At 64.3% G+C, this 14212-nt stretch carries 17 protein-coding genes; 6 read left to right on the forward strand and 11 right to left on the reverse strand.

Translation table 11 applies throughout. The features are described from left to right. Positions 1 to 28 precede the first annotated feature (28 nt). A complete protein-coding gene (gene rmuC / locus MMAR10_RS02265; RefSeq protein ID WP_011642381.1) occupies positions 29 to 1612 on the forward strand; it encodes a DNA recombination protein RmuC in 1584 nt (527 codons plus the stop codon). Positions 1613 to 1643: 31 nt separating this feature from the next. Continuing rightward, positions 1644 to 2168 carry a peptide deformylase gene (def, locus tag MMAR10_RS02270; protein ID WP_011642382.1) on the forward strand — a complete coding sequence of 175 codons (525 nt, stop codon included), beginning with the start codon at positions 1644 to 1646 and terminating at the stop codon, positions 2166 to 2168. Here the strand turns inward: def and MMAR10_RS02275 are convergent. Continuing rightward, positions 2165 to 3016 carry a pirin family protein gene (locus MMAR10_RS02275; RefSeq protein ID WP_011642383.1) on the reverse strand — a complete coding sequence of 284 codons (852 nt, stop codon included), beginning with the start codon at positions 3014 to 3016 and terminating at the stop codon, positions 2165 to 2167. The genes def and MMAR10_RS02275 overlap by 4 nt on opposite strands. A 151-nt stretch (positions 3017 to 3167) precedes the next feature. On the opposite strand from MMAR10_RS02275, the gene MMAR10_RS02280 reads away from it, so the two are divergent. Beyond that, positions 3168 to 3740 carry a hypothetical protein gene (locus MMAR10_RS02280; RefSeq protein WP_011642384.1) on the forward strand — a complete coding sequence of 191 codons (573 nt, stop codon included), beginning with the start codon at positions 3168 to 3170 and terminating at the stop codon, positions 3738 to 3740. A gap of 90 nt (positions 3741 to 3830) precedes the next feature. Here the strand turns inward: MMAR10_RS02280 and MMAR10_RS02285 are convergent, their stop codons facing one another. Then, positions 3831 to 4172 carry a Kazal-type serine protease inhibitor family protein gene (locus MMAR10_RS02285; protein WP_011642385.1) on the reverse strand — a complete coding sequence of 114 codons (342 nt, stop codon included), beginning with the start codon at positions 4170 to 4172 and terminating at the stop codon, positions 3831 to 3833. Positions 4173 to 4363: 191 nt separating this feature from the next. On the opposite strand from MMAR10_RS02285, the gene fmt reads away from it, so the two are divergent. Further along, entirely contained in the window at positions 4364 to 5299 is a 936-nt protein-coding gene (fmt, locus tag MMAR10_RS02290; RefSeq protein ID WP_011642386.1) for a methionyl-tRNA formyltransferase, read from the forward strand. Beyond that, positions 5299 to 6048, forward strand: a complete 750-nt coding sequence (gene truA / locus MMAR10_RS02295; RefSeq protein WP_011642387.1) for a tRNA pseudouridine(38-40) synthase TruA — start codon at positions 5299 to 5301, stop codon at positions 6046 to 6048. Before fmt ends, truA begins: the two co-directional genes overlap by 1 nt. Here truA and MMAR10_RS02300 read toward each other — a convergent pair. The 5 genes from MMAR10_RS02300 to MMAR10_RS02320 all read right to left on the reverse strand — a co-directional run bounded on the left by MMAR10_RS02300 (position 6045) and on the right by MMAR10_RS02320 (position 9688). Next, positions 6045 to 6626 (reverse strand): hypothetical protein, encoded by a 582-nt coding sequence (locus tag MMAR10_RS02300; RefSeq protein ID WP_011642388.1) that lies wholly within the window; start codon positions 6624 to 6626, stop codon positions 6045 to 6047. The genes truA and MMAR10_RS02300 overlap by 4 nt on opposite strands. Further along, a complete protein-coding gene (gene dapE / locus MMAR10_RS02305; protein ID WP_011642389.1) occupies positions 6623 to 7795 on the reverse strand; it encodes a succinyl-diaminopimelate desuccinylase in 1173 nt (390 codons plus the stop codon). Before dapE ends, MMAR10_RS02300 begins: the two co-directional genes overlap by 4 nt. Beyond that, positions 7782 to 8366 (reverse strand): hypothetical protein, encoded by a 585-nt coding sequence (locus MMAR10_RS02310; RefSeq protein WP_041636702.1) that lies wholly within the window; start codon positions 8364 to 8366, stop codon positions 7782 to 7784. Before MMAR10_RS02310 ends, dapE begins: the two co-directional genes overlap by 14 nt. Before the next feature lie 485 nt (positions 8367 to 8851). Beyond that, positions 8852 to 9322 carry a GNAT family N-acetyltransferase gene (locus tag MMAR10_RS02315; protein WP_011642391.1) on the reverse strand — a complete coding sequence of 157 codons (471 nt, stop codon included), beginning with the start codon at positions 9320 to 9322 and terminating at the stop codon, positions 8852 to 8854. A gap of 24 nt (positions 9323 to 9346) precedes the next feature. After that, on the reverse strand, positions 9347 to 9688 hold the full coding sequence (locus MMAR10_RS02320; RefSeq protein ID WP_011642392.1) for a hypothetical protein: 342 nt from the start codon (positions 9686 to 9688) through the stop codon (positions 9347 to 9349). A gap of 138 nt (positions 9689 to 9826) precedes the next feature. Between MMAR10_RS02320 and MMAR10_RS02325 the strand changes: the two genes are divergently transcribed. Further along, a complete protein-coding gene (locus MMAR10_RS02325; protein WP_011642393.1) occupies positions 9827 to 11047 on the forward strand; it encodes a TIGR03862 family flavoprotein in 1221 nt (406 codons plus the stop codon). On the opposite strand, the gene dapD is transcribed toward MMAR10_RS02325, so the two are convergent. The 4 genes from dapD to yihA are packed head-to-tail and all read right to left on the reverse strand — an operon-like array spanning position 11044 to position 14169. Then, the gene (gene dapD, locus MMAR10_RS02330; protein ID WP_011642394.1) at positions 11044 to 11871 is read right to left on the reverse strand and encodes a 2,3,4,5-tetrahydropyridine-2,6-dicarboxylate N-succinyltransferase; all 828 of its coding nucleotides are present in this window, start codon (positions 11869 to 11871) and stop codon (positions 11044 to 11046) included. The genes MMAR10_RS02325 and dapD overlap by 4 nt on opposite strands. After that, a complete protein-coding gene (locus tag MMAR10_RS02335) occupies positions 11868 to 12590 on the reverse strand; it encodes a pyrimidine 5'-nucleotidase (RefSeq protein WP_011642395.1) in 723 nt (240 codons plus the stop codon). Before MMAR10_RS02335 ends, dapD begins: the two co-directional genes overlap by 4 nt. 1 nt (position 12591) lies before the next feature. Beyond that, positions 12592 to 13587: a DUF1036 domain-containing protein gene (locus MMAR10_RS02340; RefSeq protein ID WP_011642396.1), complete on the reverse strand. Its 996-nt coding sequence runs from the start codon at positions 13585 to 13587 to the stop codon at positions 12592 to 12594. A gap of 6 nt (positions 13588 to 13593) precedes the next feature. Then, complete coding sequence (yihA, locus tag MMAR10_RS02345) at positions 13594 to 14169, reverse strand: ribosome biogenesis GTP-binding protein YihA/YsxC (RefSeq protein ID WP_011642397.1); 576 nt, start codon at positions 14167 to 14169, stop codon at positions 13594 to 13596. Positions 14170 to 14212 lie beyond the last annotated feature (43 nt).

Below are 14212 nucleotides of genomic sequence, written 5' to 3' on the forward strand. Positions count from 1 at the left end.
TTCGTGGTCTTGGTCGGGGTGACAGGATATGTCGGGTCCATGTGCCAGCCTGGTGGCCGTGCGGGGCGGATGGCTGGCCGCACCGGGGCGACTCGTCCAGAATGACAGCGAACAAGAAGGCGATTGCATCGTGACTTTCTCAGACATCTCCCCGGAAACCTGGCTGATCCTGGCCGGCATGGTCGTCCTGCTTGCAGTGCTCGCTGGCGGCCTGTTCCTGCAACGAAAGCCCGACCCGTCCGGCACGACCGATAACCCGGAAGTGGAACGGCTGCGCAGCGAACGCGACGACTGGCGCAACCGTCAGGAAAGTGCTGCCTCCGAACTGGCGACGGCGCGCGAGGCGCTGGCCCGGCTTGATGGTGTGGTCGAGGAGCGCGACCGCCTGCGGGTCTCGCTGGAAGCGGTCACGGTCGAGCGCAACGGGCTCAATGCCAGCCATGAAGCGCTCAAGACCGAGCATGACGCGGCCCTGCGCCATCATGATGAAAAGCTGGCCGAGCTGGAAAAGGCCCGCGAGCGTCTCAACGACCAGTTCAAGCTGACCGCCGCGGAAATCCTGAAAGCCTCGGGTGCCGAGCTGAACAAGCAGAGCACGGAAAGCCTGCAAACCCTGCTCAAGCCGCTGCGCGAACAACTCACCGATTTCCGCTCGAAAGTGGAGAAGGATGCCGAGCAACGCCACGGTCATGCCGGCGAGATCAAGCAATTGATGGAGACCGTGCGCAAGGACGCCTCGCGGATGTCGGACGACGCCCAGAAGCTGGCCAATGCGCTGCGCTCCTCCTCCAAGGTGCAGGGCGATTGGGGCGAGATGGTGCTGGCCTCGATCCTCGAACGCGCCGGCCTGCTGGAGAATGAGCACTTCCACACCCAGTCCACCGAGCGCAATGCCGAGGGTGCGCTTTTGCGTCCCGACGTGATCGTCGACATGCCGGGCGGGCATCGCCTGGTGATCGACAGCAAGGTCTCGCTGGTCGCGTTCGAGCGCTGCGTGAATGCCGAGGATGACGAGATCCGGACGGCAGCGCTGAAACAGCACATCGCCTCGGTCCGCGCCCATATCAAAGCATTGGGCGAGAAGGATTATGCCAAGCTCTATGAGGGCGTGAACTTCACCTTGATGTTCATTCCGCTGGAAGGCGCGGCCTCGCTGGCGCTGCAGAATGACCCGGAATTGTCGGCCTATGCCTGGGACCGCAATGTGATGATCGCGACACCCACGACCTTGATGATGGCCATGCGCACGGTTGGAAACCTGTGGACGATCGACCGCCAGAACCGGCACGCCATCGACATCGCCGATCGTGCCGGCGCCCTCTATGACAAGTTTGAAGGCTTCGTCGGCGATCTCGAGACGGTCGGCAAGCGCATCGACGGGGCCAAGGACGCCTGGGCGGCGGCCAAGGGCAAGCTGGTTGAGGGTCGTGGCAATCTGGTGCGCCAGACCGAAATGCTCAAATCTCTGGGCGCCAATGCCCGCAAATCACTGCCGGCCGAGTATCTCGATGCGGCGGGCGCCGATGAAGCGACCGAGAGCGGCGGTGGCAAATCCGCCCCCAAGCCAGCCCCCAAGCCAGCCCTCGCAGCACCGGAAGCGGTCGATTCTTGATCCTGAAAGCCAGTGCGACTATCTAGGGCCCATGGCCATACGCGAAATCCTCACCGTTCCCGATCCCATCCTCAAAGAGGTGTCCCAACCCGTTGATCAGGTTGATGACGACCTCCGCGAGCTGATGGATGACATGCTGCAGACCATGTATGCCGCCGACGGCATCGGTCTGGCGGCGATCCAGGTCGGCGTGCCCAAGCGGGTGATCGTGATGGACCTTGCCGGGTCCGACGAGGAGGCGAAGCCGCGCTATTTCGTCAATCCGGTCCTGTCCGATCCGTCCGACACGCTGAAACCCTATGAAGAGGGCTGCCTGTCGGTGCCGACCGTCTATGACGAGATCGAGCGCCCGGACCGGATCCACATCCAGTATCTCGATTATGACGGGAATGAATGCGAGGAGATCGCTGAAGGCATGTTCGCCGTCTGCATCCAGCACGAGATGGACCATCTCGAAGGCGTGCTCTTCATCGACTACCTGTCGCGCCTGAAACGCCAGCGTGCGGTCCAGAAGGTGAAGAAGGTCGAGAAGTCGAAAGACCGCGACGCGGCCTAGAACTTCCCGGCCTGAAAATCCGTCACCGCCTGGTGCAGTTCCGCTTCGGTGTTCATCACGAAGGGGCCGTAACGGGCGACCGGCTCATTGATCGGCTTGCCGGCGACGAGCAGAAGGCTGGCGCCTTGCGGCCCCGCTTTCAGCTCGATCCGGTCGCCATCTTCCAGGACGCCGAGATCCGGATCCTCGACCCGGCCTTCGCCGGTCGAGACCATGCCCTTGTAGACAGCGATGAAGGCGGTGTGTCCGGGATCGATACTCTCTTCCAGCGTGGCGCCGGGTTCGAGCACGATGTCGATCAGGGTCGGCTGGATGGCGACTGATCGGGCCGGACCTGTCACGCCGGTTGATGTGCTGCCGGCCAGCACGCGCAGGCTCGCCCCGGTGCGGGTTTCCACCGGGATCTGTGTGCGGTCGAATTCCTGATAGCCCGGATCGGTCATCTTCAGCGCGCCGGGCAGATTGACCCAGAGCTGGAAGCCCCAAAGGCGGCCTTCATCCTCGATCGGTTGTTCGGAATGCACGATGCCGCGACCGGCGGTCATCCACTGGATGCCGCCGCCCTCGATCACGCCGGAATGGCCCTTATTGTCGCCATGCCGCATCCGGCCTTCCAGCATGATGGTGACGGTCTCGAAACCGCGATGCGGGTGGTTGGGAAAGCCGGCCATGTAGTCCGCGCTGTCGTCGGTGCGGATCTGGTCGAGCATCAGGAATGGGTCCAGGTCCATCAGGCCGCGATGCCCCAGCATGCGCGTGAGTTTGACACCGGCGCCGTCCGAAGTCGGCAAGCCCCGCGAGACCTTGGTGATCCGTCGTGTCCGGGTGAGCGTGTCGGTGGCGGTCATGGCGGCGTTTTCCTGTCTGGGCGGCGGGTCAGGACCAATCATTCTCCGACAAGATAGGTATTTTTCCGACAAGCGCCATGAGCCTGCGCGAAAGAGATTGTTTCCATGTGGGAAGGGATAGGGCAGTTTGGGTCGGTCTGAGGAGGAAATTATGCGTCTGTCTTGCCTTGTTTTGCTGTCATTTGTCCTAGCTGCGTGCTCACCGGCTGCTCCACCAGCCGACTCCTCCTTTTTCGCCAGCCTCTCGCAATTGTGCGGTCAGGCCTTCGAGGGGCGTGTGGTCAGTGATGATCCGCGTGATGCGGATTGGGCCGAACAGCGTCTGGTGATGCATGTGCGCGAATGTTCGGCGGGGCAGATTCGGATTCCGCTGCATGTTGGCGAGGATCGCTCCCGGACCTGGGTGATCACCCGTGAGGCCGCGGGCTTGCAGCTCAAGCATGACCACCGCCACGAGGACGGCTCTGAGGACGTGTTGTCGCAATATGGCGGCTCGACGATCGTGCCGCCCACCGAGCGTCGTGCCGAGTTTCCTGCCGACCAGTTCAGCCGCATGCTGTTTGACCGCGAGGGCATCGCAGTCTCGATGGCCAATGTCTGGTCGATGACGCTGACCGAGACCAGTTTTACCTACGGTCTTGATCGCCCGGACCGGCATTTCGCTGCCGAGTTCGATCTGACCAACCCGGTCGACGCCCCGCCGCCGCCCTGGGGTGCCGAATAGCCGCAAGCCGGCTCCGTTTCCGGAACCGGCTCACCTCGACGGTGCGCCGGGAGACGGGTCCCCCAGACGCAATGGCCGGCGGCTCAGCGATTAATCGTGCTGTTCGGTGTCCACATGGCATTCGCCAGTGGCCGTCGTTTCGACATTGGCTGCAGCGGCTTCGCAGGCATTGCCATAGGTTTCGCCATCAGCACCGCAAACCGGCGCATATTCCTGTGTGCAGCTGATCTCGGCGGCGACCTCGGCAATCGTCATGTCGACATTGGCCGGGGCCGGTTCGGCCGTCATCTCTGTCCGGGTATCGGTGAAAGTTTCGCTGGTCGCCGGAGTTGGTGTTTCGGCGTTGTCCTGGGCGGCAGAAACCGTGTCCGGTGCCGAGCAGGCCATCAGAAGCGCGCCGCCGAAAATGGCAGCGGTAACTTGCATACGCATGGGGGTGTCCTTGACCCTCGTGCCATGATTGGCACGCGGCAGCGATTTATCATTTCGCCGAATTTCCGGGTAGCGGATATTTGGGCCCGCCAATCACGAATTATTGCGACGGGTGGCAAGCGAGCTTGGCGTTTTCCCCGTCGGGGCGATAACACAGGCATCATCCTTTCCTCGTCGAGCGCCGAGAGCCAATGACCCTACGTCTCGCCTTCATGGGCACACCCGACTTCGCCGCCCGCTCGCTGGCCGAAATTGCCGCTGCCGGGCATGAGGTGGTGCATGTTTTCACCCAGCCACCGCGCCGTCGTGGTCGTGGACAGTCGGAACAGAAAACACCCGTGCACCAGCTTGCCGAAGTGCTCGGTATTCCGGTCTCGACGCCGGCGAGCTTTCGCGATCCGGACGTGATTGCGCACTTCGCCAGCCTGGATCTCGATCTCGCGGCCGTGGTCGCCTATGGCCAGATCCTGCCGCAGGCCGCCCTGTATGCGCCCCGGATGGGGTGCCTCAACCTGCATGCCTCGCTGTTGCCGCGCTGGCGCGGTGCGGCGCCGATCCAGCGGGCGATCATGGCGGGCGACACGATGACCGGTGTCCAGTTGCAGCAGATGGAGGCCGGGCTCGATACCGGACCGATCCTGTTGTCCGAGACGGTACGCATCAAGGACTCCGACACCGCCGCCAGCCTGCATGACCGGCTGATGGAGGCCGGCGCGCTGATGTGGCCGCGAGCCCTGGCGGCGCTGGAGCGCGGGTCGCTGGAAGCGGTGTCGCAATCGAGCGATGGCGTCACCTATGCGCGCAAGATCTCGTCGGACGAGGCCCGTATCGACTGGAGCCGGTCGGCCGAGGAGCTGTCCAATCATGTCCGCGGCCTGTCGCCCTTTCCGGGCGCCTGGTTCGAGATGCCGGGTGAAAAGCGCCCGGTCCGGGTCAAGGTCCTGCTCGCCGAACCTGTCAGCGGCGAGGCGGCTGCCGGTCCCGGCACCGTGATCGAAGGCCTGACAGTGGCGTGCGGCGAGGGAGCATTGCGTCTGGTCCGCCTGCAGCGCGAAGGCAAGGGCGCCATGGATGCCGCGACCTTCCTCAATGGCAATTCATTGCCGGCCGGGACTGTGCTCGACTGATGCCGCGCTACAGGATCACCATCGAATATGACGGCCGCCCCTTTTCAGGCTGGCAACGCCAGGACAATGCGCCATCCGTGCAGGAAAGCCTCGAGCGGGCCGCGGAAAAGCTCGATGGCGCCCCGGTCCTCGTCTATGGCGCCGGGCGCACCGATAGCGGTGTTCACGCCCTGGCCCAGGTCGCCCATCTCGACCTGGCCAAGGACCTCTCCACCGACAAGGTCCGCGATGCCATCAACTACCATCTCAAACCGGATCCGGTGGCGGTGATCGAAGCGGCGCGTGTCAGCGACGACTTCCATGCCCGTTTCTCGGCCACCCGGCGCCACTATCTCTACCGGATGATCGACCGGCGGGCGCCGCTGACGCTGGACCGGGGACAGGTCTGGCGTGTCACCCGCAAGCTCGACGCCGAGGCCATGCATCATGCCGCCCAGGCGCTGCTCGGCCAGCATGACTTCACCACTTTCCGTGATGCCCAGTGCCAGGCCGAGAGCCCGGTCAAATCACTCGATGCGATATCGGTGTCGCGCTATGGCGAAGAGGTTCAGCTGACCTGTTCGGCGCGCTCCTTCCTGCATCGGCAGGTGCGCTCGATGGTCGGGTCCCTGGTCGAGGTCGGGGTGGGCAAATGGTCGGCGCGCGACTTCAAGCGCGCGCTCGACGCGGCCGACCGCAGCCGGTGTGGCCCGGTCGCGCCGGCAGACGGGCTCTACCTGACGGCCGTGGACTATCCCGGTCCGGCCTAGCTTGCAGCGGCGGCCGCCGAGGCGGCAAAGGCCTGACTGATCCCGACAAGCACGATGTAGGAGACCAGTGCCGGAACTGCTGCGGTGAAGGCCGAGGTAATGGTCGGCACGCCCAGGGCCACATAGGCCAGGCGCCAGTGCACCAGGATGCGCAGATATCCGTAGAGGAAGAACAGGAAATCGCGGAATTCGGCGTTGATGATTCCGGCAACCTGAAGCGACCAGATGGCGGTGATCACCAGGTACAGCCAGACCACGCCCCAATTATGCAGGATAACCCAGGCCATATAGCGCGGCTTCGCCCCGATCACGGCGACCGCCAAGGCGGCCGAGAGCGGGAAGCTGAGCCAGGTCGCGGCGAAGATCAGGAAGTACATGGCAGCGCTGACGCCGACGCCCAGATGGGCCCGTTCGAAATAGACCAGGGCAACGAGGGGCAGAACAAAGAGCGCCGCCGCGAAGGAACGCCAGAACCCGGCCAGAGAGACGTCGAACATCGCCTCGCCGCCTGCGCGGAAGGTGAGAATGCGCAGGGCGCCCTGCATGCCCTGCCAGCCTTCGGCAATCAGACGGATCATGCCGGGAAATCCTTGAAATAGCCTTTGAGGATACGCGTGTAGATGGCGGTCAGGGTTTCGATGTCACTGACCGGAACGCGCTCGTCGACCTGGTGCATGGTGGCCCCGACCAGGCCGAATTCGGCGACCGGTGCGTAGAGCTGGATGAAGCGGGCATCGCTGGTACCGCCGCCGGTAGTCAGCGCCGGACGACGTCCGGTCTCCGCCTCCACACAATCCTGGAGCAGGGTCGTGAAGGGGCCGGCCGGCGTCAGGAAGGCCTCGCCCGTGACATGGATGTCGGCTTCGATCCGGCCGTCGAAATCAAGATCAATCTTGGCCACTTCGGACCGGATCCAGTCGGACAGCGCGTCCCCGTTATGGGCGATGTTGAAGCGGATATTGAAGCGAGCCGTTGCGGCGGCCGGGATGACATTGGTGGTCGGATTGCCGACATCGACCGAGGTCACTTCCAGATTGGAGGGCTGGAAGGGCGGCACGCCGTCATCCAGCTTGCGGGCCAGCAATCGGCCGAGCAGGTCGAGCAGGGCCGGGATCGGATTTTCGGCCCGTTCGGGATAGGCGACATGGCCCTGACGCCCGGTCACGGTGAGGGTGCAGTTCAGCGAGCCGCGGCGCCCCGACTTGATGGTATCGCCCAGCACATTGGGGTTGGTCGGCTCACCGACCAGGCAATGGTCGAAGGTCTCGCCTTCATCGGCCAGCGCTTCGAGCACGGCCTTGGTGCCGTGGATGGCCGGGCCTTCCTCGTCACCGGTGATCAGGAAGGCGATCGACCCCTTTGGCTCGCCCGTGTCCAAAAAGCGCTGGACCGAGGCCACCATGGCGGCGATGGCGCCCTTCATGTCGGCTGCACCACGGCCCCACAGAACGCCATCCTCGGCCTCGGCGCCGAAAGGCGGCTTCCGCCAGGCGTCGTCATCGCCCGGCGGGACGACATCGGTATGACCGGCGAACAGGAAGCAGGGCGAGGCGGTGCCCCGGCGGGCATAAAGATTGTCCACCTCACCGAAGGGATAGCGCCGGCAGGTAAAACCAAGCTGCTCCAGCGCCGCCTGCATCACGTCCAGCGCGCCGGCATCGATCGGCGTCACCGACGGACGACGGATCAGCGCCTGGGCCAGCGGCAGGGGGTTGGCGAGGTCGTTCGAGAGGTCAGAGGTCAACAACGAGGTCCTTGCCAAACTCGAGGCCGGTGATGCGGCATGCAGTCCGAAGGCGAGAGAGCTTCTGCTCCTTCGACAGGTTCACATCGACATACCAGTCGCCGGTCAGTTTTTCAGCCATTTTCGCCAGTTCGGGAGACCGCGTATAAAGCGTTTCTTGGTCGGCTGCGACAATCCTCCGTCCCCGCCCTCCCGGATGGCTCGCCAATCGTGCCAGAGTTCCCGGGTATTTCTTCTCCAGCCAGATCAACGCCAGTCGATAAGCGGCCTTTTGGCTGTCGGCGAACTGCACATACTCGTGCAACTGGACCTGAAAGTGTCCCGTTCTTCGATCGCATTCGCCAAATTTGTCATGCCAGTCCGCCGGGGGAGGTTTCAGCTGGGAATGCGCGGCTTGCTTGCGAGGCATTGGCGTAGCCGTAGAGCCAACGCTTGCCGCGCTATCGGCCCGCAAGAGGGCGCGTTTCAGTATGTCCAGCTGGCTTTCTTGCAGCGAAACACGTTGAGCTTCCAATGCCCTATGGGCATCGAGATCAAGCTTCAACCAGCCGGGCTCTTCATTCATTTGCGTCATGAGAACCTCCAACCATTAAGCCTTGTAAGGGATTTGAGGGTTTATCAAGGGATAAAGTTGCTTCTAAGGCGGGGCTCCACGAACATCAGTGCCGGGTCAATGGTCGAAGGTGCTCATCGAGAACACCTATGCAGGCATTGGCGTAGGGACGTATGGGAGGCCATGGCGACCGCTTGGTCGAGACTGCAAAGGGGGGCAGCTGATTGACCAATTAGCATCCCTTATAAGGGATTTTTCTCGCGGCAGGATTTTGGCGGGTGGCGACGACGTTTTTGTCATTCACCACCTCAAGCACAAAACCGGGTCGATTTTCAGCTCACTGGCGGGGGAGTGATCCATGTTTGGGCTGGCTTGTTGCTGTGCCGTAGGCGCGCGGCGGTAAGGCAGCATTGCGTGCGGCAGGCCGCATGGACGCAATCATGCTCCCTTTCCGGCGCAATTCTCCGGCTTCTCGGTGGTCGCCCAAGCTTGGGTCGGTCCGTGCTCTAGAACTCCTTTTCCATCGCGAAGCGCCGGAAACTCTCGCCCCGGATATCGACCGTCTCCTCCGCCATGACCTGATACCCCAATGCCGCGAAAGCCGGCCGGGCCATCAGGCTGGCATGGACGTGCAGGCGTGTCTGGCTCCGCTGCACGGCTTCCTGCTCAACGGCGTCATGCAGCCGCCGGAACAGGCCCTGCCCCTGACTGCCGGGCCGGATGTAGGCGAAGTCCACATAGTCCGGCGGGTCGAGCGTCAGGAAACCCTGGATGAGGCCATCCCGCTCGGCCAGAAACACGCACTGGCTGGCCAGGCGCGTGTCCCAGTCGGCGCCGCTGCGCGGCTCCGGCACCCAGGCCGCCTGTTGGGTTGGCGTGTACAGGCTGGGCCCGTTGCGGACAGCGTCGAACATCACCTCGCCAAGGGCGGGATTGTCAGCGGGTGTGCCGCGCCGGACTGTCAGCGCACCTGACATGATCGATGGCTCTCGCAGACCAGACTAGTGCGAGCGTCCATGGGTCTCGCGGAAACGTTCCATCGAGACCGAGATCTTGAAGGTTTCGCGGTATTTGGGCGAGCCGACCGGACGGGGCGGCTTCTGCGAGGTCAGGGCCAGGATGCGCTCAAGCGTGTCGTGCGCGGCGCCGGACTGACCGGCCCCGATATAGGCATGCAGCTCGACCAGCGCGTCCGACAGCGGGTCACCGCCGCGGATGATGAAATAGGGCTCGTCCGTGCCCATGCGGTGCAGGACATCGAATTCCGACGGATTATCGGCCGATCCATACGGCGCCGCGGGATCCTTGGCGGTCGGCTTTTCCCTGATGGTGTCATCGCTCATGGCGCGCCCCTTGTGAATGATTTTGCCCATGTGACCAGATTCGAGCCCGAAGCGGTAGCGGCGCATCAGCGCAGCCCGGACTCAGCCCTGACGCAGCGTGTGATGGCGGAGCAGGGCGGCGCCCGCTACACAGGGGGGATGAGCACAATCCGTCCCAGACATATCGCCATCATCGGTGCCGGCCCTGCCGGGCTGATCGCCGCTGAACATCTCGCCACGCTCGGTCACGAGGTTGACCTTTATGAGCGCATGCCGACCCCCGGTCGCAAATTCCTCATGGCCGGTCGCGGCGGCCTGAACCTGACTCACAGCGAACCGTTGCCGGCCTTTCTGGGCCGCTATCGTGAGGCCGCCGACTGGTTGGGCCCGGCGATCACCCGGCATGATCCCGCCGCCCTGCGGGACTGGTGCGAGGGTCTGGACCAGCCAACCTTCACCGGATCGTCCGGTCGGGTATTTCCCGAAGCGATGAAAGCCTCGCCGCTGTTGCGGGCCTGGCGCAAGCGGCTGGAATTGCACGGTGTGTCGATGCACCTGCGTCATACATGGACGGGCTGGAATGAAGACGGCGCGCTGGTCTTCCAGACGCCGGACGGTGAGGTCACAGCCTCGCCCGAAGCCACCCTGCTCGCCCTGGGCGGCGCCAGCTGGCCGCGCCTGGGGTCAGATGGAAGCTGGACCGGGACGCTGGCGGCGCGGGGCGTCGAGCTGGTCGGGTTCTCGGCTTCCAATTGCGGCGTCAATATCGACTGGAGCGCGATCACCAAGGCGCGCTTCGCCGGTGCGCCGCTGAAGACCATCGCCCTGTCTTCGGGGGATGAACGGGTCGCGGGCGAGGCGATGATCGCGCGCTACGGGCTGGAAGGCGGAGCCGTCTATGCCCTGTCCGCGGCCATTCGTGCAGCGCTGGCCAATGGCGACACCATCACCCTCCATCTCGACCTCAAGCCTCACCGTGACGTGTCTGATCTGGCCAACTGGCTGGGCAGGGCGAAGAAGGGCCAGTCGCTCACCAACACGCTGCGCAAGGCCGGGCTGACGCCGCAAGCGATTTCGGTCCTGCGCGATGCCGTCGCCGAGCTGCCGCGCGATCCGGCGGCGCTGGCGGCCCTGATCAAGGCCGTGCCGCTGCGCGTGACGGCGCAACGCGATCTCGACCGGGCGATCTCCTCGGCCGGTGGCATCGCACGCTCAGCCGTCGATGATCACTTCATGCTGACGGCGGTGCCGGGCGTTTTTGCGGCCGGTGAAATGCTCGACTGGGATGCGCCGACCGGCGGCTATCTGCTGCAGGCGAGCTTCGCCACCGGCCTCGCCGCCGCACGCGGCATCGAGGCCTGGCTGGAACAGACCGCCTAGCGCAGCAGGTCGTTAATCGAGGTCTTGGCGCGGGTCTGGGCGTCGACGCGCTTGACGATGACGGCGCAATAAAGGCTCGGTCCGCCCTTGGGGTCGGGCAGGGCGCCGGGCACGACGACCGAGTATGCCGGCACTTCGCCATAGCTGATCTCGCCGCTGGCGCGGTCGACGATCTTGGTCGAGCGGGTGATGTAGACCCCCATCGCCAGCACCGAACCCTCGCGCACGATCACGCCCTCGACGACTTCCGAGCGGGCGCCGATGAAGCAGTTATCCTCGATGATCACCGGATCGGCCTGCAGCGGTTCGAGAACGCCGCCAATCCCGGTCCCGGCCGAGATGTGGCAATTGGCACCGACCTGGGCGCACGAGCCGACACTGGCCCAGGTGTCGATCATCGTGCCTTCGCCGACATAGGCGCCCAGATTGACATAGGATGGCATCAGCACAGCGCCCGGCGCGATGAAGGCACCGCGGCGCACGGCGCAGGGCGGCACGGCGCGGAAACCGGCAGCCTTGAACTCGGCCTCGCCCCAACCCTCAAACTTGGACGGCACCTTGTCCCACCATTTCGCACCGGCAATCCCGCCCTCGATCAAATCCATCGGATTGAGGCGGAAGCCGAGCAGTACGGCCTTTTTCAGCCATTGATGCACCACCCAATGGCCGTCATCCCCGCGCGACGCGACCCGCGCCTTGCCACTATCGAGCAGGTTGATCGCGGTCTCCACGGCATCCCGGACTTCCCCGGTCGTGTCGGTCGAGACGCTGTCACGATTGTCCCAAGCAGTATCGATGGTGGTGATGAGATGTGTGTCGGTCATGTTTCATCGTCCGGTGTGGCGGCTGTGCGGAGGGAGCCGAGAAAAGTGGGCAGGCAGTCCACGGCATGGTGGACATGGTCGGGATGTTCGTCCGGCGCGGCGCTCTCCTCGTCGCGCGGTCCATGTTTTGCGCGGACGAGGACGGTTGTGAAGCCCATGTCGTGGGCTGTTTTGAGATTGCGGACACTGTCCTCGAAGAAGACCGATTCCGGGACCGGCAGGGCGAAGCGCGACACAAAGCTGTCGAAGCCGGCCTGGTGCGGCTTGGGCTGGAAGCCCGAGGCCTCGACGTCGAAGATGTCGTCGAACAGGTGTGTCAGGCCCATATGATCGAGAATATTCTCGGCATGGCCGAGCGAGCCATTGGTGTAGACCAGACGCTTGCCAGGCAGGGCCTTGATCCGATTGGCGAGTTCGGGATGCGGGGTGATCACGGTCGGGTCGACATCGTGGACGAAGTCGAGGAAGTCGCGCAGATCGACGTCATGATTGGCCATCAACCCGTTCAGCGTCGTGCCATAGTCGCGCCAATAGGTTTTCTGGACGGTGCGGGCCTCGTCCTCGGGCAGGGCCAGCAGGCGAGCGACATACTGGGTCATGCGCCGGTCGACCTGGGCCATGATCGGCGCGTCGGACGGGTAGAGCGTGTTGTCCAGGTCAAAGACCCAGTGCGTGATGTGACGCATGTCGGCGCGGCTGTCGGCGTTGTTGTCGGCCATGTCAGGGCCTCCGGAAATCGCCTTCGTCGAGCGTGATGCGGACCCCGCCCTCGCTCGGCTCGGTGATGCGACGGAAATTGGCCGCAGTATAGCCCCGGTCGGGACAGTCGCCGCGCCCCTCGGCCACAAAGCGGGCCGGGGCGGTGCAGAAGCTCTCGCGGCCCTCTGTCAGACCGCGACGGGTCCCCGTATTGATGCGCTCGGCATAGTAGAAGGCGTTGTCCGTGGCGAGGCGGGTTGCCAGCACCCTGGCGCATTCGCCGGCATGGATGCGCCACCAGCCGCGCGACTGCCAGATGGACCCGACCTGGTGACCGATGGCGACGGCAATGTCGCCGTCGGCTTCATTGCACATGGTCAGGCCGCTGGCCGCATTGCGGCCGAGCGCGTGTGACTCGAGGGCATCGATCAGGGCATCGTCATTCGGGCGGCTCGTCAGGCCGGCATCGCGCAGGAAATTGCTCACAGCGAGCCGGGTCGAACGCCCGTCCAGCCCGTCCACGGCGTTGACCGGATAGCCACCGGACTGCAACAGGCGCTGGATGCCGGCGACGGTGGCCCGGCTGGCGAAATTAACCGGCTCGACCAGCACGGTGCGCTCGCGGTCCTCGCCCTCGCGGATGAAAAAGTCGCGTGACGCCATGCCCAGCGACGAGCAGCGGGTATTGGCCACAACTTCGAAATCGGCCTCGTCGACGCAGAGCGGAATGGTGCCGCGCCATTCCCTCACCCCGCCCAGATAGGCGATCGAGGATTTGGCGTAGAAGAAAATCGGCTGATCGCCGTCCAGGTCGACATCGCTGGCGACGGTGGCGCAATCGCCGGGGCGCAGCCGGGTCCAGCCTTCAATGGCGACGCCACCCTCGACCGGCCAGCCGGCGGCGGCTTCAACTATATAGCTGGTTTCGTTGCACAATTCCGCTGCTTCAGCATGCGGTGCGGCGGTCAGGAGCAGGGCGGGCAGGGCCAGGAGGGCAAGGGAGAGACGCAAAAACATCCCCCGTCATCCCATGTCGGGCAGCAAGGCGACAATCTCGGCCCGCAGCTGGTCGACCCCATCCTGCTTGGCGCTGGAGGTGGCGATGACGCGCGGGAAGGCGGCGGGACGCCTGGCGATCTTCTCGCCCGTTTCGCCGATCAGCCGCTTGACTGCCGGCGGTTTGATCTTGTCCGTCTTGGTCAGCACGACCTGATAGCTCACGGCAGCCTCGTCGAAGACATCCATGATCTTGAGGTCGACATCTTTCAGGCCGTGGCGGCTGTCGATGAGCAGATAGACCCGCTTCAGATTGACCCGGCCGCGCAGGAAGGCCTTGGTCAGGCGGGTCCATTTCTCGACCACCGGCTTGGGTGCCTTCGCATAGCCATAGCCCGGCAGGTCGACGATGCGCAGGTCACCGCCTTCGACATTGAAGAAATTGAGCTCGCGCGTCCGACCCGGTTCCCCGGAGGCGCGAGCCAGACCCTTCTGGTTGGTCAGGGCATTGATCAGCGACGACTTGCCGACATTCGAGCGACCGGCAAAGGCGACCTCGAGCCGGTCCGGCTCGGGCAGATGATCCAGCGCCACCGCTCCCATCAGGAAGGTGCAGGGGCGCGAGAAGAAACGCCGCCCGAGGCCG

This window comes from Maricaulis maris MCS10, from assembly GCF_000014745.1.
GTDB classification, from domain to species: Bacteria; Pseudomonadota; Alphaproteobacteria; order Caulobacterales; family Maricaulaceae; genus Maricaulis; species Maricaulis maris_A.